Genomic DNA, 24,671 nt, shown 5'->3' with positions numbered 1-24,671 from the left:
AATGGCTGAGACGAAATCCATGTCGAAGCGCTGTACAGCGGTGTTCACCGGTGCCGCGTTGGTGGCCGCGGCCCTCGCCGGATGCACCAAGACCGAGACCACCGAGAGCGGTCAGCTCCTGCAGTCGCTGAAGGACAAGGGCACGATCACCGTGGGTTTCGCCGGTGAGGCGCCTTATTCGTTCGAAGACGGCGGCCAGCTCACCGGCGCCACCGTGGCACTGCACAAAGAGATCTTCACCAACCTCGGCATCAAGACCGTCGACGGTGTGCAGACGGAGTTCGGCGCGCTGATCCCCGGCCTGCAGGCCAATCGTTTCGATGCGGTCAGCGCCGGTATGTCGATCTTGCCGAAACGCTGCGAACAGGCATCTTTCAGCGAACCGGAATTCATGTACACCACGGCACTGATGGTGAAACCCGGTAATCCGATGAATTTGACCGATATGCAGTCGATCAAGGCCAGTGGCGCGAAGATGACCGCGATGACCGGCGCCATCGAATCCGATTACGCCAGCTCGCTCGGCATCGACGCCACCCAGGTCGCCACCCCGCAGGACGGGATGGACGCGGTCACCTCCGGGCGCGCCGACGTGTTCGCGCTCACCGCGATCTCGCTGAACTGGCTCAAGAGCCACACACCAAACGCCGCTGTCGACGTGACGCCGTCGTTCGTGGCCGTCATCGACGGCAAGCCGCAGATCGGCGCCGGTGGCACCGTGTTCCGTACCACCGATCCCGACCTGCTCGCCGCCTACAACGCCGAGCTGGCCAAGATCACCGGCGACAAGGACAAGTACCTGTCGATCGTCGGCGAGTTCGGGTTCACCGAGCGCGAGCTGCCCGATCCGAAGTACACGACGGCCAAGCTGTGCAAGGGCGAAATCTGATCCACTCATGAGCAATTTCGACGCGGTACGCGATGCCCTTCCCGCGCTGTGGCAGGGCATCGTCGTCACGCTGGAGCTGACCATCGGCGGCGCGCTCCTCGCGTTCGTCCTCGCCCTCGCCCTCGGTACCACCGCCCGCGTGCGCAATCTCGCGGCGCGCGGCAGTGCCCGGGTCATGATCGAATTCTTCCGCGGCACTTCACTTCTGGTGCAGATCTTCTGGCTGTTCTACGTGCTGCCGCTGCTCGGCTACAAGCTCGACCCGCTCTTCTGCGGCATCCTGGCGCTCGGCCTGAACTACGGCGCCTACGGTGCCGAGGTGGTGCGTGGCGCGCTCAACGCGGTGCCGCGCGCGCAGTTCGAGGCGGCGGTCGCGCTGAATTTCAGTCCGTGGCAGCGGATGCGCAGAGTGCTGTTCCCCCAGGCATGGGCGCTGATGCTGCCCTCGTTGACCAATCTGCTGGTCCACCTGCTCAAAGGCACCGCCGTGGCGTCCTACATCACGCTGCACGACCTGACCTACGAGATCGGCGATCTGCGCAAGACCACCAGCGACACCCTGTTCTCCTTCGGTGTCGGCCTGGTCATCTACTTCGTCCTCGGCTACGTACTCACCCTGGGCATGAATCTGCTCGAGACCCGCGCCAAGACCAAGCTGGGTCGCGGGGCCACGCTCAAGGAAGTACTGAGCCTGGCGCCCGATGACACGAAGGTGGCGCCATGAGAGCGGAATGGAGTTGGGAGCGCGCCCGCGAGGCGCTGCCGGTGCTGTGGGACGGCTTCCAGATCACGCTGCTGGCGACGGTGCTCGGCTTCGCGCTGGCCGCGGTGCTCGGGCTGGCGATCGCCATGATCCGGCGCACGATGCCGCGCGCGATCGCCGCGCCGGTGCACGCGGTGAGCGAGTTCGTCCGTCTCACTCCGCTGGTCGTGCAGTTGCTGTTCGCCTACACGCTGTTCACGCAGTTCTCGGCATTGCAGATCGGCATCGTCGTGCTCGGCATCCACTATTCGAGTTACCTGGCCGAGGTGTATCGGGCCGGGATCGAGGCGGTGCCGAAGGGGCAGTGGGAGGCGGCGCGCGCGCTGTCGTTGCCGCCGGTGCGCACCTGGGGCGCGGTGGTGCTGCCGCAGGCGATCCGGGCGAGCCTGCCCGCGCTCGGCACCAATGCCGTGTCGATGTTCAAGGACACACCGTTCCTGTTCGCCATCTCGGTTGTCGAATTGGTGACCGCCGCACAGCAATTCGGAGCGCGCAACTTCGCGTATCTGGAGTCGATCACGATGGCCGGGGTGTTCTTCCTCCTCGCCAGCTACCCGACGTCTGTGCTGATCAGAAGACTGGAGAAGCGCCTTGCCTACTACTGACGAGATGATTCGATTCGATCAGGTGGTCAAACGCTTCGGTGACCTCACCGTGCTCGACCAGCTCGATTTCAGTGTCCGCCGCGGGGAGAAGGTCACCCTGATCGGGCCGTCGGGGTCGGGCAAGACCACCATTCTGCGGCTGCTGATGACCCTGGAAACGATCAGCGACGGCGTGATCTGGGTCGACGGTGAACCACTCACCCATACCGAACGCGGCGGAAAGTTGGTGCCCGCCAAGGAGAAACACCTGCGCGCGGTGCGTACCAAGATCGGCATGGTGTTCCAGCAGTTCAATCTGTTCCCGAACATGACGGTGCTGGAGAACATCACCGAGGCGCCGATCCACGTGCTCGGCAAGTCGAAAGACGAAGCGCGCGAACGTGCGCGGCATCTGCTCGACGTTGTCGGTCTGTCGGACAAGGCCGACGCGCATCCCTCGCAGCTGTCGGGCGGCCAGCAGCAGCGGGTCGCGATCGCGCGCTGTTGCGCGATGGATCCGAAGGTGATGCTGCTCGACGAGGTGACGTCGGCGTTGGACCCGGAACTGGTCGGCGACGTCCTCGACGTGCTGCGCACGGTCGCCGAAACCACCGATATCACCATGCTGATCGTCACCCACGAGATGCGCTTCGCCCGCGAGGTATCGGACCGGGTATTGATGTTCGACTCCGGTCGCATCGTCGAACAGGGTCCGCCCGAGCAGATCTTCGAGGCGCCGACCAATGAGCGGACCCGCAAGTTCCTCGAAGCAGTGCGCTGAACTCACGGACGGGGCGGGGCGCGGTGGCGGTTTCGACGGCGATTAACGTTGACGATCGTGCTGGTGCTGCTGCCTCCCTCCGAAACCAAGTCCGACGGCGGATCGGGCGCGCCGCTGGACCTCGCCGACCTGGCGATGCCGCAGCTCAGCGCGGTTCGCGACAAACTGATCACCGAGGTGGTGCAGCTGGCGGCCGACCCTGCCGCCTCCGCCAAGGTGCTCGGCCTCGGTAAAGGCGCGGATGCGGAGATAGCCCGCAACGCGAGCCTGCGCACGTCGGCGACCCGCCCCGCCCTGGAGCGCTACACCGGGGTCCTCTACGACGCACTGGACGCGAAGTCGTTCACCAAGGTGCAGCGCGCCAAGGCCTACGCCCGCTTGGGAATCGGCTCGGCCCTGTTCGGTGCTGTCCGCGCCGCCGACCCCATCCCCGCCTACCGCCTCTCGGGCGGCACCAAACTCCCAGGGCTGCCGACGCTTTCGGCGGTGTGGCGTGATGTTCTGCCCGACGCCCTCTACACCGAGGCCGCGGGCGAACTCGTCATCGACCTCCGCTCTGGCACCTACCAGCAGCTCGGCCGAGTCCCCGACGCCATCACCGCCAATGTCCTCACCGAACACCCCGACGGCTCGCGCACCGTCGTCAGCCACTTCAACAAACATCACAAGGGCTTGCTCGCCCGCGCCCTCGTTCTCACCCGCGCCGATCCCACCGACATCCGCGCCGTCGCCCGGGTAGCGACCACCGCCGGACTGCGCGCCGAGATCGCCTCCCCCACTGAACTTCTCATCATCACTCAGTAGTGGGGGCCATGAGCTGGATGAGGTTGCCGCAGGTGTCGTCGAAGACCGCGGTGCTGAACGCGCCCATGGCCGCGGGCGCCTGGGTGAAGAAGACGCCGAGGTCGACGAGGCGGCGGTATTCGGCGTCGAGATCGTCGACGGTGAAGACGATCACGGGGATGCCCTCGCCGCTCAGCGCCGTTTTGTAGGCCTTGGCCGCCGGGTGCTGGTCAGGCTCGAGCAGCAGCTGGATGCCGTCGGCGTCGGCGGGCGAGACGAGGGTGAGCCAGTCGAATTCGCCGAGGGAAACCTTGTCTTTGACCTGAAAGCCGAGCACGTCGGTGTAGAACGACTCGGCCTTGGCCTGGTCGTCGACGAAGACGCTGGTCACTCCGATGCGGATCATGTGTCCTCCTGAGGGATGGGCCATCGCACCGACACCGCTCGCAGCGGCGTGAAATCGGCGTGGTGGAACTTGTATCGGCCTTGCCGACGGGTGTGGACGAGACCGACTTCCTCTAGCACGCCGAGGTGCTGGGTGATCGCCTGGCGCGAGGAGCTGATGTCGTGCTTGCTCACGAGGCGTGCGCACAGTTCGAACAGGGTTTGCCCGTCGCGATCGGCCAGTTCGTCGAGGAGTGCGCGTCGTGTCGAATCCGCCAACGCGGTGAAGATATCGGTCACTCCGCACCCTCCCTTCGCTCCCTTCGAACCATAGGCAAGTGTGGGCTTGCCTGTCAAGCGCAAGTGCGCACTTGCCTATTCGGCACCGCATCCCACCCGCCATCCTCGCGCCGCCTCGACCAGCCGGGCGCGAACCAGGTCGACGTGCGGTCGCGAGGGCGCGCCGACCCGGCGAGCCAGGAAACCGGTATTGATCGGCGGATCGGCAGGATCGAGCAGCGTGACCAGCGTTCCGTCGGCCAGTTCCCGGCCACACAGGTAGTGCGGCAGCACGCTGATCCCCGCCCCCGCGGTGACCGCGGCGAGTACCGCACGCAGGTCCCCGACGATCAGCGCCGGTTCGGCTTCCAGCCGGGTCTCGAACACGTGGCGCCAGTATCGGCGCAGGATCGGCAGATCGGCGGCGTAGCTGACGAGCGGGATACCCTCCAACGCGATCGGACCTTCGGCCCGCAGACGCTCGGTGTCGATGCGGTCGGCGATCGCGGGGGCGGCGACGAGCAGGAATTCCTCGTCGACAAGCGGTTCGGCCAGCACCGTACGCCCACGCGGTCGGGTGGTGGCGAAGACCAGATCCAGTGCGCCCGAATGTAATCGGGCCAGCAGGTCGTCGGTGATCCCGGTGCTGACGGTGAGCCGTACGCCGTCGGCGACCAGCGGCGCGAGCGCGGGCACCACCTTGGCGGCGAGCATCTCCGCCGGTCCGCCGAGGAGCACCGGCGGTTCGGGCGGCGCCGCACGATCGGTCACCGCACCGCTAACGACCGCCTCCAGCGCCTCCAGTGGGCCGCTGACCCGCGCCGCGAGCTCGTGACCGGCGGCGGTCGGCGTCACCCCGCGGGGAAGTCGTTCGAACAGCGGCCTGCCGAGGTATCGCTCGAGGGCCTGGATCTGGGTGGTCACGGTCGGCTGGGACAGTCCGACCTGGGCCGCGCCCGCGGTGAGCGAACCGGTGCGGAAGACGGCCAGAAAGGTCCGCAGCTGCACCAGATCCATCGACCCATCGGCTGTCCTATGTCTCATATAGACAATCCTATTGGTCAGGAGATGCCATCGACCCTAGCGTTGATCCCATGGCACACATCCTGTTCGTTCTCACCGGCACCGATCATTGGACACTGGCCGACGGCACCGAACATCCCACCGGCTACTGGGCCGAGGAATTCACGGCGCCCTACGCGGCCTTCACCGGCGCGGGCCACACCGTCACCGTGGCAACCCCGGACGGTGTTATCGCGACCGTCGACCAGGCCAGCATGGCCCCCGAGGTCAACGGCGGCGCCGAGGGTGCGGCGGCGGTCGCCGAAATCCTCTCCGGCGCGACCGCGTTGCGGAGTCCGATCGCGCTCGACAAGGTCGATCTCGCCGACTACGACGCCGTCTTCTACCCCGGCGGTCACGGCCCGATGCAGGACCTCGCCGTCGACCCTGTCTCCGGCACTCTCCTCACCGACGCGCTCGCCTCCGGTAAGCCGCTCGGCATCGTCTGCCACGCCCCCGCCGCGCTCCTGGCCACCGCCGAGTCGGGCAGCTCCCCCTTCGCCGGCTACCGCCTCACCGCGTTCAGCAATGCCGAGGAAACTCAGGCGGGCTTCGCCGACAAGGCGAAGTGGCTGCTCCAGGATCGTTTGGTCGCGCTCGGTGTCGACTACCGCGAAGGCGACCCGTGGGCGCCGCACATCGAGGTGGACCGCAATCTCTACACCGGACAGAACCCCGCCTCCGCGGGCCCGCTGGCCGCCGAGATACTCACTGCCCTGTAGACAGGCCGTCGGTCACGTCAGCCGATGTCGGCGGTGAGCTCGGCGAGTTCGGCCGTGAGATTGGCCCGGGCGATCGCCTCGTAGCGGTCGTGGGCGAGGTCGGTGCGGAACAGGCGGGGCTGATCGGCCAGATTGCGAAGGACCGAGGCGCGGCCCGCACGGAACAGGTCGTCGGGGACGTGGGCGTATTCGGCGCGGATCGCGGTGGTGTAGGCGGCGTATTCCTCGGGTGTGCCACCGAGCACGACGAGGTCGGCATCGCAGAGGACCGCGCCGTTCGCATCGCCCGGCTGCGGCTTGTGTCCGCGAGTCAGGACCACGAGCCGCACCACCTCCTCGACCAGTTCCGGTGCGGCACCCAGTGATTCGAGGATGTCGCGGCCCAGGTCGGCGCTGCGCTCCTCGTTGTCGGCCCGTGCGACGGCGTAGATCGCGTCGTGGAAGAACGCCGCATATCGCACGGCATCGATATCGGCTGCGGCACCGGCGAATTCGTCGATCGCCGCGAGCATCACCGCCAGGTGGGTGCCGGTGTGGTAGCGGCGGTGCGGTTCGCTGTAGCGCCCCACCACCCCGGCACCGATTTGCTCGGCCTCGACCCCGGCCAAGGCGATCCACCGGTCCAGAAGATTCTGCGACAGCGCACTCATACAACAAGTTTCGTCGTCGGCACCGACACCCACAACCCCCCGATCTTGCCTGTCACCGCCGCTGCGCGCCATCGCCTCGAACAGGCGTTGGTCGTCCGGCTGCGGACAGCCGGACGACGCTCAGCACTCAGACCTCGGCGGCGGCGAGGGCCGCACGCACCTCCTCGGCGCCGGCGGGCTTGGGGGCGGGCGGCCAGTTGTCGTCGGCGGCGTAGGGGCGCACGTAGACCGGGGTATCCCGTTGGGAGCGGCGGCTTTCGGCGAGGGACCCACCGTCGACTACGTCATAGCCGATGGCGTCGATGAGGTCGGTGGCGAGCTTCTTGGCGTCGGGGTCGTCGCCGAAGATGGGAAGGGCGGACCGGTCCGCGGCACCGGCGGGGCGGGCGAGTTCGGCGAGGTTGGCGTAGGCGATGTTGTTGAACGCCTTGACCACCTTCGATTCGGGGAGGTGGCGTTGCAACAGTTCGCTGGTCGTGGTCTCGTCGGCGTCGAGTTCGGGGATGGCGCTGTCGCGGTCGGGATAGTAGTTGTTCGTGTCGAACACGACCTTGCCCGCGAGCGGTGCGACGGGTACGTCCCGATACGCCTTCAACGGCACGGTGACCACCACGTAGTCGCCTGCTCCGGCCGCCTCGGCCGGGGTAGCCGCCCGAGCCCGCGGACCCAGCTCCGCGACCAGATCCGCCAGGGTCTCGGGGCCGCGCGAGTTGCTGAGCACCACGTCATAGCCCGCGTCCACCGCCAACCGCGCCACGGTGGAGCCGATGTGTCCGCTGCCGATCAATCCGAGTGTCGTCATGCGCGGAACAACCTCCACCAGGGCATGGTTGTTCCCCACACCGCGGTCATTGTCCCCGCTTCAGCCGCCGGATAGCGTAAAGCGATGGTGTCTTCGGCTCATCTCGTGTCCTTCGCGGGCTTGGCGTTTCTGCTGGTGATCGTGCCCGGTCCCAGCGTCTTGTTCACGATCGGGCGCGCGCTTACCGTGGGGCGGCGATCGGCACTGATGACTGTGCTCGGCAATGCGATCGGGGTCTACGGGCAGGTCGTCGCTGTCGCGTTCGGATTGGGCACGGTGGTGGCGGCGTCGGCGGCGGTGTTCACGGCGATCAAACTCGTCGGGGCCGCCTATCTGGTCTATCTCGGCGTGCAAGCGATTCGACATCGTGACGCGCTGCGGACGGCCTTTCACGGCCAGCAGGGCGTGGACTCGCACCGGCCGGCTCTGGCGTTGCGGGACGGGCTGATCGTCGGGATCACCAACCCGAAGAACATCGTCTTCCTGGCGGCGCTGCTGCCACAGTTCGTGGATACGACGCACGCGGTGCCACAACAGATGCTGATTCTCGGGCTCTGCATCCCGGTCTTCGGCCTGATCTTCGACTCGCTCTGGGCGCTCGTGGCGGGGTCGGCCCGGTCCTGGTTCGCGCGGTCGCCGCGCCGTCTCGCCGCCGTCGGCGGCACCAGCGGCCTGGTGATGATCGGGCTCGGCACGTCGCTGGCTCTCACCGGCCGCAAAGACTGAACCACGACCACCAGTTGCCCGGCCATGCTGGGCCCGCTCGCGGCCTAGAGCTTGTCGCCGCCCGCGGTCACGTCGCGCACGAGCAGCGCGGCGTGCAGGGAGGTGCGCGATTCACCGTCGTCGAGGTCGACGGCGAGAATGCGTTCGATGCGGGCGAGACGGTCGTAGAGAGTGGGTCGGCTGATCGCGAGCGCCTTGGCGAGTTCGGTCTTGTTGCCTGCCAGGTCGAGGAAGCGGCGCAGGGTGCCGGTGAGATCGGCGGTGTGGCGGATGTCGTAGCGCAGGAGCGCGCCGAGTTCGGCCTCGGCGAAGCTCTGCACGCCGGGTTCGTCGCGGATCAGCGAGAGCAGACCTCGTAGGCGAATATCCGCGCTGCGGAAGAACATTCGGCTCGGAGTCGCCGTCATCGACCGGGCCACCTCGGCCACGCCCGTCGCATGAGCGAGTCCGCCCGCGGCGTCGAGCAGAGAATCGGAGTCGGCGCCGACGCCGATGACCGCACGACGCACGCCCTCGACCCGGCGGACCTCGGCCAGGACCGTGGTGCACACCGGCGCCAAGTGATCATCGACATCGCCGCCACGAGTCACCGCCACGATCACGGTGACCTGTTCGCCGTCGGTCCCACCGTGCGTTCGCCGGTGTGCCGCCGCGCTCAGCGCCGAGGCGTCGACCAGACCGAGGGCATGGGTCACCGCTTCGACGATCGACTCACTACGTCGTTGCGCCGCGACCGGATCCGTCGTCGACTCGGTGTCGATCTCGATCGCCAGCGGCACATAGCGGGCGCGCCGGTGCAGACCGAGCGCGGCGGCGCGCGCCTGTGCGTCGCGCTCGTCGGTCACCCGCCCGTCCACCAGGTCGGCGATCAGGCCGGTTTGGGCCTGCCGGTGCAGCCCGAAGCGGTCCTTGTCGATCATCCGGTGCAGGGTGATGGTTTGCGCGGCGCGTTCGAGCACCATGGCGACCCGCGCGGTATGGGCTCGGTCGCTGCGCAGGATCAGCCTGCCCCAGCGCTGCGTGTGCGGTCCGACGCCGACAACACCGGATCCGTCGGGCAGCATCCGCGAAACGGCCTCCCAATCCTCCAGCAACGCAGCCGAAGTGGCGTGCCGGGCGGTGGCCGCCAGTACTCGATGTGAGAGGTCTTCCAGCACCACCGACGCGTCGAGCATGCTCGCGGCGGTCTGTACGATCTCGGCCAGCGCGGCACGGCGCACACTCAGTTCGGTGAACGTCTCGTGCACGGTGCGCGCGAACTCGAGCTCGGCGTACTGGTCGGCGACGATCGCCCGGTGGACGGCTTCGGTGATCTCCACGAAGCGGGTCACCCGATGCAGCACGATCACCGGCAGCTCGAGTTCGGCGGCCGTGGCGGCGACGACGGGACCGAGTTCGCTCACGTAGCTGCCGAGTTCCACGACCAGTCCCGCGACACCGGCGGCGGACAGCGATCGCAGGTAGGCGATCCGTGCCTGCTCGGGAGCGGCGAGCGCCTGCCCGGTAGTCAGGATCAACTCCGAGCCGACCAGTACGTCGGCGACGTCGGCCTGGTCGCTGACATGCACCCAACGCACCGGTCGGTCCAGGTTCGCGGCGCAGACGACCTCGGGTTGCCCGGCCTGCATCACCGGCGTCGCGAGCACATCGGCCACGGTCAACAGCACTGACAGATCGTAATACGAATGCCGCAATTGTGTATACATCGTCGGCCCTTTCCGGGCTCCGGATGGACCAGGGTGGAGGGCACGACACCACCCGGCGAATCGAGGCATTCATGCAGTCCATCGGCCATTGGATCGACGGCAAATCGGTGAGCGGTACCAGCGAGACGACAGCGCCGGTGACCAATCCCGCCACCGGCGTCGTCACCGGGGAGCTGGCGCTAGCGAACGTGGCCGACACCCGCGCCGCGATCGACGCCGCGACGGTGGCCTTCGCGTCCTGGCGTGACGCCTCGCTCACCCGCCGCACCCAGGTACTGTTCCGCTTCCGCGAACTGCTCGCCGAACGCAGAACGGAACTGGCCGCGGTCATCACGGCCGAGCACGGCAAGGTGGCCGCCGATGCGCTCGGCGAGGTGACTCGAGGTCTCGAGGTCGTCGAATTCGCCTGTGGTATCCCGCATCTGCTCAAGGGCGGATTCACGGAGAACGCCTCGACCGAGGTCGACATCTACTCGATCCGTCAGCCGCTGGGCCCGGTCGCGATCATCGCACCGTTCAATTTCCCCGCCATGGTGCCGATGTGGTTCTTCCCCCTCGCCATCGGCGCAGGCAACACGGTGGTGCTCAAGCCGAGCGAGAAGGATCCGTCGGCGGCGCTGTGGTTGGCGCGGCTGTGGCAGGAAGCCGGGCTGCCCGACGGCGTGTTCAACGTCGTGCAGGGCGACAAGGTCGCCGTCGACGAACTCCTCGACAACCCGGCGATCAAGGCGGTGTCGTTCGTCGGCTCCACCCCGATCGCCAAGTACGTCTACCAGCGCGGCACCGTGGCGGGCAAGCGGGTACAGGCGCTCGGCGGTGCGAAGAACCACATGGTGGTGCTGCCCGACGCCGATCTGGACCTGGCCGCCGACGCCGCCGTGAACGCCGGTTTCGGGTCGGCGGGTGAGCGGTGCATGGCGATCAGCGTGGTCGTCGCGGTCGGCGGGGTGGCCGACGACCTGGTCGCCAAGATCAGCGAGCGGGCCGCGAGCATCGTCACCGGCGACGGAGCCGACGGGGCGGAGATGGGCCCGCTGATCACCCGCGCGCACCGTGACCGAGTGGCCGAGTACATCGACGCGGGCGAAAACTCCGGCGCGCGGGTGGTTCTCGACGGCCGCGATCTCACCGTCGACGGCGCGCCGGACGGATTCTGGCTCGGCCCGACGATTCTCGATGAGGTGACGCCCACCATGAGCGTCTACACCGACGAGATCTTCGGTCCCGTGCTGTCGGTCGTGCGGGTCGACACCTACGAGGAGGCGGTGGCGCTGATCAACGCGAACCGCTACGGCAACGGCACCGCCATCTTCACCAACGACGGCGGCGCGGGACGCCGGTTCCAGCACGAGGTGGAGGTGGGGATGGTCGGCATCAACGTCCCGATCCCGGTGCCGATGGCCTATTTCAGTTTCGGCGGCTGGAAGAACTCGCTGTTCGGCGACTCGCACGCGCACGGCACCGACGGCGTGCACTTCTTCACCCGCACCAAGGCGGTCACCGCCCGCTGGCTCGATCCGAGCCACGGTGGGCTGGAACTCGGCTTCCCGCAGAACAAGTAACCCGAGGGAGACTCGACATGACGCTTTCCGAAGAGGCCGCTCGCGCCTACGAACTCGACCGCCGCCACGTCTTCCATTCCTGGTCCGCGCAAGCAGCTCTCACGCCAACGGTGCTCACCGCCGCCGAGGGTTGCTACGTGTGGGACGGCGAGGGCAATCGCCTGCTCGACTTCTCCTCGATGATGGTGAACACCAATATCGGCCACCAGCATCCGAAGGTCGTCGCCGCCATCCAGGAGCAGGCGGCCAAACTCTGCACTGTCGCACCGTCATTCGCCAACGATGCCCGCTCGGAGGCGGCCCGCCTGATCAGCGAACGCACGCCCGGCGATCTCGACACGATCTTCTTCACCAACGGTGGCGCCGACGCGGTCGAACACGCCGTCCGGATGGCACGCCTGCACACCGGCCGCTACAAGGTGCTCTCGCGCTACCGCTCCTACCACGGCGGTACCGAGACCGCGGTGAACCTCACCGGCGACCCGCGCCGCTGGCCCAATGACCACGGCAACACCGGAACCGTGCACTTCTTCGGCCCGTTCCTGTACCGCTCGGAATTCCACGCCACCGACGAGGCGCAGGAGACCGAGCGGGCGCTGGCCCATCTCGAGCGCACCATCGAGATGGAGGGCCCGGCCACCATCGCCGCGATCGCCCTGGAATCGGTGCCGGGCACCGCGGGCATCATGGTGCCGACCACGGAGTACATGCGCGGGGTCCGCGAACTGTGCGACAAGCACGGCATCGTGTTCATCGCCGACGAGGTGATGGCGGGCTTCGGGCGGACCGGAAAGTGGTTCGCCATCGACAATTTCGAGGTCGTGCCCGATCTGATCACCTTCGCCAAGGGGGTCAATTCCGGTTACGTCCCGCTCGGCGGCGTGGCGATCAGCGCGGCCATCGCGGCGACCTTCGCCGACCGGCCCTACCCCGGCGGGCTCACCTACTCGGGGCATCCCCTCGCGACCGCCGCGGCCGTCGCGACGATCAACGCGATGGCCGACGAGCGCATCGTCGAGAACGCCGCCGACATCGGCGCGAAGGTCATCGGTCCGGGCCTTCGCGAACTGGCACAACGGCATCCGAGCATCGGGGAAGTCCGCGGGCTCGGCGTTTTCTGGGCACTCGAGCTGGTCCGCGACCGGGCCACCCGCGAACCCCTCGCCCCCTACGGCGGCACCAGCCCCGCGATGAACGAACTGGTCGCCGCCTGCCGCGCCGGCGGGGTACTGCCGTTCGTCAATTTCAATCGCCTGCACGTGGTTCCGCCGTGCGTGATCACCGAGGCCGAGGCCAAGGAAGGGCTGGCCATCCTCGATCAGGCACTCACCGTCGCCGACGCGCACACCGTCTGACCCCGCCACGCGGCGGGCGGAATGCGCCTGCCGCGTTCGGCGTTCTACCGGAGCGTGACTGATACCGCCGTGCTTTCCGATGAGCTGAAAACGTATCTCGACGAGGAGAAGGTCTACGCGACCGTCGCCACGGTGGGGCCCAACGGGCATCCGCACCTGACCGTGGTCTGGATCAAACGCGAGGGCGACGAGCTGCTGTTCTCCACCACCGTCTCCCGACAGCAGGCCAAGAACCTGGTGCGCGACCCGCGGATCACCGTGATGGTGAACCCGCCCGAGCGGCCGTTCCTCTACGCCGAGGTCCGCGGAACCGCCACCACCACACCGGATCCCGAACGTGCGCTGCCGGACGAGATGTCGCTCAAATACACCGGCAAGCCGTATCGCGAGTTCAACCCGGCATCGGTGGACGATGCCGAACGCGTCGTCGTCCGCGTCAGCCCGACCAAGGTCACCGGACGCTTGTGAGCAGCGGGCCCGGCGGAGTCAGCTCCGCTGGGCCTCTTCCTGCGCGTTCTGTGCCTGCACCAATTGGTGCGGAGTGAACCGAAGCGTCAGGGCAACCAGGGCGGCCAGCACCGCCAGGATGGCGCAGACGAAAAGGACCAGCGTGTATCCGCTGTTCAGCGCTTCGATTTGGATCGGCGACATGTCCGCGGCACGGCCGTCGGTGCCACCGAGCGAGAGAGTGCGCGACGCCGCGATCGGGCTCAACAGGCCGATCGCGATCGGTGTCGCCAGGTTCATGAACATCTGGCCGACCGCCGCCAGCGGACCGATGTTCGACTGCGACACTCCGACGAGCACACACAGCGGGGCCAGCACCATGGCGACGCCGACGCCGAAGCCGATCACCACGAGCAGCACCAGCAGCGTCGGCAGGTAGTGCACGTGCTGATCCAGCGTCGAGCCGAACAGCAGACCGACAGCCAGCACGAGCGAGGCCGATGCCAGCAGCCAGCGCGGCGAGACGACCAGCGCCGCCTTCGACGCCACGGCGCCGCCGAGCCCGATGCCGATGGTGAACGGGATCGAGGCGACACCGGCCTGCAGCGGGCTGTACCCGAGCACATTCTGTAGCAACTGGGCGACGAAGAACGTCATCGCGCCGAGGATCGCACCGGCGAGAAAGATCAGCGCGAAGGTGGCGACCCGGTCGCGGCTGTCGAACAGCGACCAGGGCAGCAGTGGATCGGCTTGACGGCGTTCGGTCACCACGAAGATCACCAGCAGCGCGAACCCACCGATCAGCGAGGCGAGGATGACCGGGCTCGTCCAGCCCATCGCCGGGCCCTCGGTCGCGCCGAACACGATCGTCGCGCAGGCCAGCGTCCCCAGGATCGCGCCCTTGATATCCAGCGGCGTGCGATGGTGCTCGGTGTCGGACAGCTTGTAGACCGCGCCCGCCACGATGAGCGCACCGATCGGCACATTGATCAGGAAGATCCACCGCCACGAGAACTCCGTGAGCGCACCACCGACCACGAGACCGCCGACCGACCCGATTCCGGCCATCGAACCGACGATCGCGATGGCTTGATTACGGGCAGGCCCCGGCGCGAAAGTGGTCGCGACCAGCGCGAAGGCCGTCGGCGCCGCGATCGCCGCGCCTGCGCCCTGGAAGGCGCGCGAGATCAGCAGCATCGCCTCACTATTGGCCAGACCGCAGGCCAGCGAGGCCGCGGTGAACACCCCGACGCCGACGATCAGCATCCGTTTACGCCCGAACGCGTCGCCGAGCCTGCCACCGAGCAGCATCAGTCCGGCGAAGGTCAGGCCGTAGGCGGTCACCGTCCAGGCACTGCCCGAACTGGACAGCCCCATCTCCTCCTGCAGCCGCGGCAGCGCGAAGATCACGACAGTGCCGTCGAGCACGACCATGAACTGCAGGCCGCTGAGTACGAGGATGGCGAGACCGAAGGCCCGCCCCGTCACCGGATACTGCATCGTCGCAGCGGGTTTATCGAGCACAACGAGGCAGTGTAATTGGCGCGACGGCGACCCGGGGGCGCGCGGCCTGCGAAGCTAGTCCAGGCCGAAGCCCGCCGTGGGGCCGATGACGATGATCGCGGGCGGACGGATGCCCTCTTCCTTGACCCGGTCGGCGACCGTGGCGAGGTCGGCGCGCACCACCCGCTGGGTGCGCAGGGTGCCCTCCTGGATGACCGCGGCCGGGGTATCGGCCGGCCGCCCGCCTTCCAGCAGCGCGGCGGCGAACTTGTCGATCCGCTCGACCGCCATCATCAGCACGATGGTGCCGCGCAGCTTGGCCAGCGCCGACCAGTCGACCAGCGAATCGGGGTGCTCGGGGGCGACGTGTCCGCTCACGACGACGAACTCGTGGGTCACCCCGCGATGGGTCACCGGGATACCGGCAGCGCCGGGCACCGAGATCGGACTGGTCACGCCGGGTACCACCGTCACCGGGATACCGGCCGCGGTGCACGCCTCGAGTTCCTCGTACCCGCGGCCGAACACGTACGGGTCGCCGCCCTTGAGCCGGACCACGAACTTGCCCGCCTTGAAACCCTCGACCAAGGCGAGGTTGATCGCTTCCTGCGCCATCGACCGGCCGTACGGGATCTTCGCGGCGTCGATCACCTCGACGTGCGGGCCCAGTTCGGCGAGCAGTTCCGGCGGGGCGAGCCGGTCGGCGACGACCAGATCGGCGCGGGCGAGGAGCCTGCGACCGCGCACGGTGATCAGGTCGGGATCGCCGGGGCCGCCGCCGACGAGCGCGACGCCGGGGGTCACCGGTTCCGAATCGTCGGTCACCACACCGGATTGCAGCGCTTCGAGCAGGCCGTTGCGCACAGCGGCCGAGCGACGGTGTTCGCCCCCGGCGAGCACGCCGAGCGAAAGTCCGTCGTAGCGGGCGGTCGCGGGGGTGACCGCGGTGCCGTCACGGGCGATGTCGGCGCGGACGCAGAAGATGCGCTTGGCGGTGGCTTCGGCGACCACGGCGGCATTGGTCTCGGGCTCGTCGGTGCAGGCCATCGCGTACCAGGCGCCGTCGAGATCGCCGTCGGCGTAGGCGCGCAGTTCGACGCCGAGTTGCCCCGCCGTAGCCATACCCTCGACAGCCGGGGTGACCACTCGGCTGATCACGTGCACATCCGCACCCGAGGCCACGAGCAGCCCCAGTCTGCGCTGGGCAACGGTTCCGCCGCCGACGACGACTACTCTGCGGCCACGCAGATCGAGCCCGACCAGGTAGTTCGGGTCGCCTGCGGGCGGGGTCGATGCGGTGTCAGCGGTGTTCGGCACAGTGTCGGAGCCTAGTTCCTGGCTCGGTGCGGCCCGAACGCACCCGCCGACAGACGCACCGTCGATCCACGATCGTCGCATCCAGGCCGGTCTCGACGAAAGATCTCCCGCGTTCGCTGATCTCGATCGGTGTTCCGCGTTGCCCACCCGGCGAGCAGGCAGGACAGTGGAGACCATGACCCAGCCGGAGGTACTCCTCGACATTGCCTACGCCGAAGCCCTCCAGGGTCTGGCCGAGGGTGGCATCCCGATCGGCGCGGCCCTGTTCGACGCCGACGGCACCCTGCTCGGCCGCGGCCGCAACCGCCGCGTACAGAACGACGATCCGAGCGTCCACGCCGAAACCGACGCTTTCCGCGCCGCGGGCCGTCGCCGCGACTACCGCCCGACGATCATGGTCACCACCCTGTCCCCGTGCTGGTACTGCAGCGGCTTGGTGCGCCAGTTCGGCATCGGCACCGTGATCATCGGCGAGGCTCAGACCTTCCACGGCGGCCACGACTGGCTCGCCGAACACGGAGTCCGGGTGCTCGTGCTCGACGATCCGCGCTGTGTGTCGCTGATGAGCGAGTTCGTCGCCGACCGCCCCGACCTGTGGTTCGAGGACATCGGCGCGGTCTAGCCGTTCGATCTCAGCCGAAATACGGTTGGTTCTGCACCCAGCGGAAGTTCGTGCCGCGCAACGGGAATCGCTCGAGGTCGAGGCGATCGAGGGTGACCGTCGTGGGTCGGCCGTCGAGTTCGCCGCGCAGGGTCAGCTTGTCGGGCGAGGGATGGTCGGCGGTGAATGTCGCGTACGGCGCGGGGGTCTGGTCCGGGCCGGTGGGTGCGGCGGCGAGCGTCATCGTGTTCGCCGCCAGGTCGGTCGTGGCCAGCACCGGCACGATCGTGTCGTCCATCCGCTGGTAGCCCGCGGTGCCGACGTCGATGACGAGGCGTTGCCAGCGCACCGGATCGGTGGTGAGCGGCGGGATCGGGGCGGCCTCGATGCTGAACTCGCTGACTTCCCAGATGCCGTAGAGCTCGGGTTTCGGTGCGCCGCCGCCGTATTCACGCCAGCTGTCCATACCGGCGTAGATCATCCCCACGGTGATCCACAGCCCGACCGCGACCTGCACCACGGTGGCCCACCGGTTCGCGCGCTCGGACCTGAACAGCGGCGGCTGCACGGCCGGTTCCGACTCTCGTTCCAGTACGAGGAAATTCATCATCCGTCGGGCCTGCGGGGCCAGCAGTACCAGCCCCATCAGCAGCAGGTGCCCGGACAGCATCTTCACCGGGACGTCGTAGGTGAGGTTGAGGAGCAACACCTGCGCCATGCTGATCACGCTCAGCATGGCGCCCAGCGTCGCCGTGCGTGGCCAGAACAGCAGCAGCCCGGCGACTACTTCGGCCGTACCCAACGCGATCTCGTAGGCGGGCGAGGATCCCACTTGCGTCCACAACATCGCCATCGGTGTCAGATCACCGACGCGAGTGAGCAGGGCGATCAAGGAAGGTTCCGGCATCTGCGTCGGGATCAGCTTCGCGAAACCGTAGAACAGCATCTGCCCGCCCGCGAACAACCTCATCGCGGTGAGGAACCAGCTCAGCAGCCGTGAATACGCGCGCCTGCGCCGGTCGAGCACCGACCACACGACGGTGATCAGCACCGCGGCCATCAACACGAGGCCGCATTGGATCCAGATCGCCGCCTGGTCACCGCTGCCGGTCATGGCCAGCTCGGCCTCGACCCCGAACACGTGCTCACCGATCCAGGCGCTCACCGGCTCGAGCGCGAGCATCTGCCAGAGCACGGCCTCCTCGGGCAACGACAATGCGAAGACGCCGAGGAACACGAAGGTGACCTGCGCCATCCACAGACAGAACAGACCGAGATAGGCGACACTGAACCGGAACGCGAGCCGGGTGACCGGATGCCAGGTCGGAGTAGGTGGTGGCGCGCTCCCAACTTCATCGTGCGTACGCTCCGTGGTCACTACAGACACCCGTACCTCCCCGTCGAGATCCTTTGTTACCGAAGCTAATCGGCACCCCCACCGAGCGCGTCCGGGAAAACCCTGATCTTTACCCTGGCAACCCGGCGACCCGAACGCACCGGGAGCAGCGGCGTGTGCGCCCGCGCAAGCCGTTCGACTTACTGGAGTCCGGGCCGAGGGCTGCGCATCAAGACAGTGAATTCCATGGGCCGACTTCATTCTCACGGTTCATGCAGCGTCTCCAGGTGCCGATCAGGTCTCTGCCTTGTCCGCGCTTCCCGTGCGCTGGCGACTTCGATCGGCCACGGCGGTGGGTGCGTGCCCGCACGAGATACATTCCGCCTCCTCCGACGAACAAAAAGGCGGCACCGAAAATGATCAGCAGTCGATACGGGTCTTGCCAGCTGCCGTCGCCGGCGGTCAATCCTCGTCCTGCCGAGTACGACAGCGCTTGAGACGCAAGGAGTGTGGACGCGGCCGAGGTGATCGACACCATCGGACCGAATACCGCGCTGATTCTCCCCATATAGCCTTCCGGCACCGCCTCTTGCAGAATCGGGCCCTGACACATGATGTATATCGAAAATATCGCCCCGCACATCAGCATCACCGCACAGGCGGTCACCAACTGCCCAACGCAGGCGTAGGCAACATAGCCGAGGCCGAGGGCCGACAAGGCGAGCAGATAGGACCGGTTCACGCCGAGCCGCCTGATCAGCGTGACACCGAATACAACACTGACCAGGTTGCCAACCGGAAACATCATCGCCAGTAGACCGTAGTGCCCCGGGCTCAACCCGAGCGTTTTCAGGCTGAACAGCGCCAGTACCGAACTGTTTATGCCGAGCGATACACCGTAGAAACAAGCTCCGATGAGGACCACGCGCAGCATCGGGGTGTGCCATGCAGACCGGGCACCGTCGGCAAAATCGCGCCAGAAGTGTCCGGCGACCTGCCGTTGTGGCTGATAATTGCTGCGGATACGAACCGTCATCACATATGACATCGCATACGTGGTGATACAGACGCAAATAGCTATCCGAGCGCCGAACAGGCCGAATACGGCTGGTCCGGCGAAGGTAGCCATGATGGCGACACCGGTGAGCGAGAACATCGACATACTCGCGGCTTCGATCCGTCGGTCCGGCGGGATGATCAATTGCATGACCGCCGCCCTGGCCGGGTTGAAGCACTGCGCGCTGATTTCGGAAAGAACTATACAGACGACAACCGCAACGAACGTTCGGCCGGGACTCAGATCACCGAACTGGACGACGGCCAGCAGCGTCGTGAATATTCCGACTCTGATCCAATCGTTGACGATCATCGTCTTGCGAGAATTCCATCGATCGGCGTACACGCCTGCGATCGGACCGAAGACGATCCGCGGCACGGACGCCGCGAGAATCACCCCTCCGATCAAGGCGGGTAGGCGTGGACTGTCCGGAAACAGTCGAACTGCCACCCAGACCGTGCTCGTGCTGGCAAAAAGATACTCACCGAACGATGAGAACGCCTGTGCCAGGCAGAGGCGGCGATAGTCGGCACCGATCGACAACGCGCCGAATCGCTCGATCAGAGCCACCCCTTTCCTCCAATTCGTGCAACACGTAGTCGGCAGCCCGCACGACTTCAGGGTCGGTACCGAACTGGCTGGAAATTTCCGATCCGACGCGCGCGTGAAGGTTTCCTCGCTGCGCTTCCGGCAAGGGATCGCTCACCACCTACTTGGCGTCGTCCGCCCGAGCGACGCGCGGCTGCTTGCGCTTGCGCAGAGCGGGGATCGTCGATGGTTCGAATCGTTCACGCGTTCCCCGCCATGACGCGACTGTCGCTCCGGACGTCATCCGTATCCCCCGATACCTTCCAATAGCCCTCGGGCCGAGCGAAGCTCGGTCGTTGATCCCGTCGCCTAGTTGGACGCCGCGACGTGGCTCGTGGTTCCACTGTATGGCAACGGATCTGACTCACCGTGGAATCGAACCGGCGCGACACGCGTCCTACAAGTGAGCTGTACGGAGCGGCCCACCTGTGAACCAGTCGGCCGGATGACATGGGTCAGCGAGGGGAGACGATGCGGACACATCGACTACTGCCGTATCGATCTGCCAGCAGTCGTCGGCGCGAACCGGCAGGACATCCCTTGTCAACCCTGAATCTCACTCACCGACGCCGGACTTACATTTCGGATAGTCTTCGGGTAACCAGAAGTGACACACGTTACAGTTTTGCCGACAGGGGAGCCAGCACAGATGTCCGAAGATCAGGATCCTGCCGCTCAGATGTCGCTCACCGTCAGCGAGCGTGATCTGGACGAGCTCGCCGGACAGCTGACCCGCTGGCTGACCGACAAGGTCGGCGGCGACGTGGCGGTCAGCAATTTGAGCAAGCCGTCCAGCGGCGGCATGTCCAGCACCACCATCCTGTTCGACGCCGAATGGTCGGCGGGCGGCGGCACCGAACAGGGGTCCTTCGTCATCCGGATGGCGCCGGAGGACAGCTCGTTCCCGGTGTTCGAGTCTTACGACCTGGCCATGCAGTACCAGGTGATGGCCGGTGTCGCTGCGGCCTCCGAGGTCGCCGTCCCCACGCTGCGCTGGCTCGAACTCGATGACTCCGTGTTCGGCTCGCCCTTCCTCGTGATGGAACGGGTCGAGGGCAGGGCGCCGTCGGACAATCCGCCCTACGTGTTCTTCGGCTGGCTGTTCGACGCCACCGCCGCCGAGCGCGAACTGGTAGCGGACGCGACCGTCGAAGTGATCGCGCAGGTGCACGCCATCGACGATGTAGCCCAGCGCTTTCCGCTGCTCGATGGCGAGGGAACCGCGCTGCGCAGGCATTTCGAGGCCCAGCGCGCCTGGTACAAGTGGGCGCTGACCGACCATGACGTCGAGGTGCCGCTGATCGAGCGAACTTTCGAATGGCTCGAGGCCAACTGGCCTGCCGAACCCGGTCCCGAGGTGCTGAACTGGGGCGACGCCCGCCCCGGCAACATCCTGTTCGAAGGCTTCACCCCGACGGCGGTGCTCGACTGGGAGATGGCGACCTTCGCGCCGCGTGAACTCGATCTGGGCTGGACCATCTTCATCCACAGGTTCTTCCAGGACATCGCGACCCGCTTCGACCAACCCGGCCTCGCGGACTTCCTTCGCCGCGACGCGGTGGTGGCGAAATACGAGGAACTGACCGGACATTCGGTCCGTGATCTGGACTTCTACATCGTCTACGCCGCGCTGCGGCACGCGATCGTGATGGCCAGGATCAAGTGCCGGATGATCCATTTCGGCGAGGACACCGTGCCCGCCGAACTCGACGACTACGTGATGCATCGCCTCAGCCTCGAGGCGCTGCTCGACGGCACCTACGAATGGGACTGACTATGCGCGCGATCATGCCCGTCCCCCTGGACGAATACCCGGTCCATCAGACCCCGCTGTCGCTGGCCAGGGTGGCCACCAGCGACCGGAACTTCTACGACCGCTACTACTTCAACGCCTTCGACCCCACAGGCGACGCGATGCTGATCACCGGATTCGGCGTGTACCCGAACCTCGGTGTGGTCGACGCTTTCGCGACGGTGCGCCACGGTGACGCCCAGCGCAGCGTGCGTTTCTCCGACGCGCTCACCTCGCGCGATCTGAACACCGCCGTCGGTGGCTACCGAATCGAGGTGATCGAGCCGTTGCAGAAGCTGCGCGTGGTGTGTGAGCACGACGATCTCGCTTTCGATCTGACCTGGACCGGTGCGCAGCCCGCCGTGCAGGAGCAGCCGCACCTGATCCTGTCCGGCACCAAGCCGATGATCGAGGCCTCCCGCTTCGCCCAATCGGGTTCGTGGGCAGGCACTCTCGCCGTCGACGGCATCGACTACACCGTCGATCCCGCGGTGTGGACCGGCAGCCGCGACCGATCCTGGGGCATCCGGCCCTCCGGTGAGCCGGAACCCGCCGGTCGACCGACCGGCATGGACGGTTTCTGGTGGCTGTACGCGCCGCTGCGTTTCCAGGACTTCTCGATCGTGGTGATCGTCCAGGAGGAACCGGACGGCACCCGCACGCTCAACAACGCGGTCCGAATCTGGAACGACGGCCGCAAGGAACAGTTGGGCTGGCCCCGCATGCACTGGACCTACGAGCCCGGCACCCGGCACCCGAAGTCGGTGCGTCTGGACATGACCACGCCCGACGGCAAGCCCCTCGAGGTCGAGGTCGAATCGCGCCCCGGTATCGCCCTGCACGTGGGCTGCGGTTACGGCGCCGACCCCGACTGGACCCACGGCCGCTGGATGGGCGAGAACTGGTCGCTGTCGAGCGCCTACGACCTCACCGACCCCGCGATCAAGGCCCGCACGCCCTACGGCGTGATCGACCACATCGGTTACGCCCGCTGCGGTGACGCCGAGGGCTGGGGCCTGTTCGAACACGCCTCCATGGGCCGCCACGACCCCACAGGTTTCGCCGATTGGTCCTCCGTCGCCCCTTGACGGAACCCTTCGCGCGATAAAAAGGCGCCGCCGCGACAACGAGGTCGCGGCGGCTCCGATTTCTTATGCGGCCGTGGCGAAGTCGGCCAGTAGCGACGGCACCGCGGCATCGAATCCGGCGACGTCGAGCATGCCCGCGTCCTCCGGATCGGCGATGCTGAAGTTCGTCGCGGTCATGCCGACCACCACGAGCTTGGCGCGCGGGTTCACCTCGCGGCGGTACCGGGCCAGTGCCTGGTGCGGGTGCACCGAACCCGCCCATGTCTCGCTGTCTGTGTAGATCGAGAAAACATCGACCTCGATGCCCTTGTCCAACGCGTGCAGGATGGGCAGCGAGCAGTCGGTGCCGCCGAACGGCAGTCCCGACACCGCCGCCACCGCGTCGTCGAGACGCTGCCGCGGCGAGATCGACAGCTGGGACAGGTCGCGCGCTCCCTGCCACCCCTTGCCGCCCGAGGTGAACCCGACGATCTGGTGCCGCTGCTCGGTGCGTGCGGTGACCAGGGCGAGCGCGGCCGAGGCCTCGCGTGCCGAGATCGGCAGTCCACCGATCGGGCTCGTCATCGAAGCGGATACGTCCAGCGCCAGCAGGTGCCGCAGGTCGGTGGGCCGCACGGACTCGAAGGCCGCGTAGAACGCGGTATCGAGGGCGTCGACGACCGGAGCCGACGGCGTCCAGGTGCCCGCACCGCGCGCCGAACGTCCGGAAGCGTAGGTGCGCAACGCGATCAGCACCGACACCGGGTGCACCCGAGCCTTGCGCAGCCGCGCCGGATCGACGAGCTGCGCGCAGATCGCGGCGGTGCGCGGTCCGAGCGGATCGAGCAGGCCGAGGCGCGTCAGGCGTGGCAGCTGACGTAGCAGTGCGGTCTGCGGGATGCCGTTGTCCAGCAGCGCTTCCCACACCGGCGCGGTGTTCAGCGCGGCATCGGGCAGCATCTCCCAGCTGAGCCGGTACTCGCGCACCAACTCCGGCACCTGCGCCACCGGTGCGTTCTGTGCTCGCTGGAAACCGTCGAGCAGGGCCAAACCGTCGAGTTCCGGTGCGCGGCCGCAGATCCAGTCGAACAACCTGCGTCGCTCGTCGTCGGTGGTCGCCGGGTGCGACAGGCGCAGCAGGTCGCGGTGCGACCAGCCCTCACGCTGCCGGTACTTCACCACCTGGAAGGCCAGTGCGTCGACCGGCTTGTCCAGGTACCAGTTCGCGACGGCCCGCTGCAGACCACGACCCCAGCCGCGGAACTGCTCGGCGTAGCCGGCGAACAGGAACAGGTGCGTGCCGGTCCGCGCCACGAGCGGCAGTGCGGCGAGAGCGGCGCGGCGACCGTCGACATCACCGAGCGACGCGGCGGCGGCCAGCGCGAACAGGGCCGGGTTCGGGCGCGGTGCACGCCCGGAGGTGGAGATCTCGATGATCTCCCGAACGAGGTCGGCGGTGTGCTCGGCGGCGTACTCGGCGATGAATTCGATATTGTCGGCCGTCAAAGCCTTCGCGTTGACATAGAAGGTTCCGGATTCCGTTCCGAGCGTGAGAAAGCGGCGTGCCCGCGCCTGCGGGGTGATCTCGAAGACGTAGCCGCCCGCATTGTTGACCACCTGCCGGGTATCGGCGGGCAGGGTCTGCGGCGTGCTGCGACGAGAATTGCGCGACAAGATATTCATTGTTCCCCCTCCGATACGTATACCGGCGTCGATGATTCGGTCCCGGACCCGACGGGACATGTGGTGACGTGATGAGCGGGCGGACGTGTAATTACGGCCGAACAACGGAAATTGCTCTCCGCCACGGGGTTCGAACCCGCTGGACCCTGAGGTCGTGCCAGATAACCGACCGAATCCGGTCCGTCCCGCTCACTACATGGCAGTTGCTCGGCGGACGTGTGTGTCCCGACCG

General features: G+C 67.1%; 24 protein-coding genes. 13 read left to right on the top strand and 11 right to left on the bottom strand.

Annotation, left to right across the window (positions count from 1 at the left end; genetic code table 11):
• Positions 1–19: 19 nt before the first annotated feature.
• Genes ehuB through yaaA form a run of 5 tightly spaced genes read left to right on the top strand, consistent with a single transcriptional unit; the run spans position 20 to position 3,821 of the window.
• A complete protein-coding gene (ehuB, locus tag IBJ82_RS02140) occupies positions 20–889 on the top strand; it encodes an ectoine/hydroxyectoine ABC transporter substrate-binding protein EhuB (RefSeq protein ID WP_370585198.1) in 870 nt (289 codons plus the stop codon).
• Between the two features lie 7 nt (positions 890–896).
• The gene (gene ehuC, locus IBJ82_RS02135) at positions 897–1,613 is read left to right on the top strand and encodes an ectoine/hydroxyectoine ABC transporter permease subunit EhuC (protein ID WP_194824259.1); all 717 of its coding nucleotides are present in this window, start codon (positions 897–899) and stop codon (positions 1,611–1,613) included.
• Positions 1,610–2,257 (top strand): ectoine/hydroxyectoine ABC transporter permease subunit EhuD, encoded by a 648-nt coding sequence (gene ehuD / locus IBJ82_RS02130; protein WP_194824258.1) that lies wholly within the window; start codon positions 1,610–1,612, stop codon positions 2,255–2,257. Before ehuC ends, ehuD begins: the two co-directional genes overlap by 4 nt.
• A 4-nt stretch (positions 2,258–2,261) precedes the next feature.
• Positions 2,262–3,017 (top strand): ectoine/hydroxyectoine ABC transporter ATP-binding protein EhuA, encoded by a 756-nt coding sequence (ehuA, locus tag IBJ82_RS02125; protein WP_194824257.1) that lies wholly within the window; start codon positions 2,262–2,264, stop codon positions 3,015–3,017.
• Between the two features lie 57 nt (positions 3,018–3,074).
• The gene (gene yaaA / locus IBJ82_RS02120) at positions 3,075–3,821 is read left to right on the top strand and encodes a peroxide stress protein YaaA (protein ID WP_194825120.1); all 747 of its coding nucleotides are present in this window, start codon (positions 3,075–3,077) and stop codon (positions 3,819–3,821) included.
• Here yaaA and IBJ82_RS02115 read toward each other — a convergent pair.
• The 3 genes from IBJ82_RS02115 to IBJ82_RS02105 all read right to left on the bottom strand — a co-directional run bounded on the left by IBJ82_RS02115 (position 3,811) and on the right by IBJ82_RS02105 (position 5,507).
• Complete coding sequence (locus IBJ82_RS02115) at positions 3,811–4,203, bottom strand: VOC family protein (protein ID WP_194825119.1); 393 nt, start codon at positions 4,201–4,203, stop codon at positions 3,811–3,813. The two genes, yaaA and IBJ82_RS02115, sit on opposite strands and share 11 nt — an antisense overlap.
• Entirely contained in the window at positions 4,203–4,484 is a 282-nt protein-coding gene (locus IBJ82_RS02110; protein WP_194824256.1) for a helix-turn-helix domain-containing protein, read from the bottom strand. Before IBJ82_RS02110 ends, IBJ82_RS02115 begins: the two co-directional genes overlap by 1 nt.
• Before the next feature lie 75 nt (positions 4,485–4,559).
• Entirely contained in the window at positions 4,560–5,507 is a 948-nt protein-coding gene (locus tag IBJ82_RS02105; protein WP_228536389.1) for a LysR family transcriptional regulator, read from the bottom strand.
• 50 nt (positions 5,508–5,557) lie between these two features.
• Here IBJ82_RS02105 and IBJ82_RS02100 point away from each other — a divergent pair, with 50 nt between their 5' ends.
• Positions 5,558–6,247 carry a type 1 glutamine amidotransferase domain-containing protein gene (locus IBJ82_RS02100; protein WP_194824255.1) on the top strand — a complete coding sequence of 230 codons (690 nt, stop codon included), beginning with the start codon at positions 5,558–5,560 and terminating at the stop codon, positions 6,245–6,247.
• 17 nt (positions 6,248–6,264) lie between these two features.
• Here the strand turns inward: IBJ82_RS02100 and IBJ82_RS02095 are convergent, their stop codons facing one another.
• The gene (locus IBJ82_RS02095; RefSeq protein WP_194824254.1) at positions 6,265–6,897 is read right to left on the bottom strand and encodes a metal-dependent phosphohydrolase; all 633 of its coding nucleotides are present in this window, start codon (positions 6,895–6,897) and stop codon (positions 6,265–6,267) included.
• 127 nt (positions 6,898–7,024) lie between these two features.
• Positions 7,025–7,699, bottom strand: coding sequence for an NADPH-dependent F420 reductase (locus IBJ82_RS02090; protein WP_056811574.1), 675 nt, complete (start codon positions 7,697–7,699; stop codon positions 7,025–7,027).
• Positions 7,700–7,783: 84 nt separating this feature from the next.
• Here IBJ82_RS02090 and IBJ82_RS02085 point away from each other — a divergent pair, with 84 nt between their 5' ends.
• Positions 7,784–8,425 (top strand): LysE family translocator, encoded by a 642-nt coding sequence (locus IBJ82_RS02085; protein ID WP_194824253.1) that lies wholly within the window; start codon positions 7,784–7,786, stop codon positions 8,423–8,425.
• A 44-nt stretch (positions 8,426–8,469) separates the two neighbouring features.
• On the opposite strand, the gene IBJ82_RS02080 is transcribed toward IBJ82_RS02085, so the two are convergent.
• Complete coding sequence (locus tag IBJ82_RS02080; RefSeq protein WP_194824252.1) at positions 8,470–10,092, bottom strand: PucR family transcriptional regulator; 1,623 nt, start codon at positions 10,090–10,092, stop codon at positions 8,470–8,472.
• A gap of 110 nt (positions 10,093–10,202) precedes the next feature.
• On the opposite strand from IBJ82_RS02080, the gene IBJ82_RS02075 reads away from it, so the two are divergent.
• From IBJ82_RS02075 to IBJ82_RS02065, 3 genes are read left to right on the top strand one after another with little or no spacing between them, the layout of a single operon-like run.
• Positions 10,203–11,693 carry a CoA-acylating methylmalonate-semialdehyde dehydrogenase gene (locus IBJ82_RS02075; protein WP_194824251.1) on the top strand — a complete coding sequence of 497 codons (1,491 nt, stop codon included), beginning with the start codon at positions 10,203–10,205 and terminating at the stop codon, positions 11,691–11,693.
• A 17-nt stretch (positions 11,694–11,710) separates the two neighbouring features.
• Positions 11,711–13,048, top strand: a complete 1,338-nt coding sequence (locus IBJ82_RS02070; protein WP_194824250.1) for an aspartate aminotransferase family protein — start codon at positions 11,711–11,713, stop codon at positions 13,046–13,048.
• A 54-nt stretch (positions 13,049–13,102) separates the two neighbouring features.
• On the top strand, positions 13,103–13,516 hold the full coding sequence (locus tag IBJ82_RS02065) for a PPOX class F420-dependent oxidoreductase (RefSeq protein WP_370585110.1): 414 nt from the start codon (positions 13,103–13,105) through the stop codon (positions 13,514–13,516).
• An 18-nt stretch (positions 13,517–13,534) separates the two neighbouring features.
• On the opposite strand, the gene IBJ82_RS02060 is transcribed toward IBJ82_RS02065, so the two are convergent.
• Both IBJ82_RS02060 and cobA read right to left on the bottom strand, forming a co-directional pair.
• On the bottom strand, positions 13,535–14,995 hold the full coding sequence (locus IBJ82_RS02060; RefSeq protein WP_194825117.1) for an MFS transporter: 1,461 nt from the start codon (positions 14,993–14,995) through the stop codon (positions 13,535–13,537).
• 78 nt (positions 14,996–15,073) lie between these two features.
• Positions 15,074–16,315, bottom strand: coding sequence for a uroporphyrinogen-III C-methyltransferase (cobA, locus tag IBJ82_RS02055; RefSeq protein WP_194824248.1), 1,242 nt, complete (start codon positions 16,313–16,315; stop codon positions 15,074–15,076).
• 175 nt (positions 16,316–16,490) lie between these two features.
• Here cobA and IBJ82_RS02050 point away from each other — a divergent pair, with 175 nt between their 5' ends.
• Positions 16,491–16,937, top strand: a complete 447-nt coding sequence (locus IBJ82_RS02050; RefSeq protein WP_194824247.1) for a nucleoside deaminase — start codon at positions 16,491–16,493, stop codon at positions 16,935–16,937.
• Positions 16,938–16,947: 10 nt separating this feature from the next.
• On the opposite strand, the gene IBJ82_RS02045 is transcribed toward IBJ82_RS02050, so the two are convergent.
• Both IBJ82_RS02045 and IBJ82_RS02040 read right to left on the bottom strand, forming a co-directional pair.
• A complete protein-coding gene (locus tag IBJ82_RS02045) occupies positions 16,948–18,294 on the bottom strand; it encodes a DoxX family protein (RefSeq protein WP_370585109.1) in 1,347 nt (448 codons plus the stop codon).
• 187 nt (positions 18,295–18,481) lie between these two features.
• On the bottom strand, positions 18,482–19,879 hold the full coding sequence (locus IBJ82_RS02040) for an MFS transporter (protein WP_194824245.1): 1,398 nt from the start codon (positions 19,877–19,879) through the stop codon (positions 18,482–18,484).
• A 667-nt stretch (positions 19,880–20,546) separates the two neighbouring features.
• On the opposite strand from IBJ82_RS02040, the gene IBJ82_RS02035 reads away from it, so the two are divergent.
• Together IBJ82_RS02035 and IBJ82_RS02030 are read left to right on the top strand one after the other, a co-directional pair.
• Positions 20,547–21,671, top strand: coding sequence for a phosphotransferase family protein (locus IBJ82_RS02035; protein WP_194824244.1), 1,125 nt, complete (start codon positions 20,547–20,549; stop codon positions 21,669–21,671).
• Between the two features lie 14 nt (positions 21,672–21,685).
• Positions 21,686–22,777 carry a hypothetical protein gene (locus tag IBJ82_RS02030; RefSeq protein ID WP_228536388.1) on the top strand — a complete coding sequence of 364 codons (1,092 nt, stop codon included), beginning with the start codon at positions 21,686–21,688 and terminating at the stop codon, positions 22,775–22,777.
• 63 nt (positions 22,778–22,840) lie between these two features.
• Here IBJ82_RS02030 and IBJ82_RS02025 read toward each other — a convergent pair whose 3' ends face one another.
• Positions 22,841–24,439 (bottom strand): TROVE domain-containing protein, encoded by a 1,599-nt coding sequence (locus IBJ82_RS02025; RefSeq protein ID WP_194824243.1) that lies wholly within the window; start codon positions 24,437–24,439, stop codon positions 22,841–22,843.
• Between the last annotated feature and the right edge of the window lie 232 nt (positions 24,440–24,671).

The organism is Nocardia sp. XZ_19_231, assembly GCF_015355705.1.
GTDB classification, from domain to species: Bacteria; Actinomycetota; Actinomycetes; order Mycobacteriales; family Mycobacteriaceae; genus Nocardia; species Nocardia salmonicida.
This window is presented reverse-complemented; position numbering and strand designations above follow the sequence as displayed.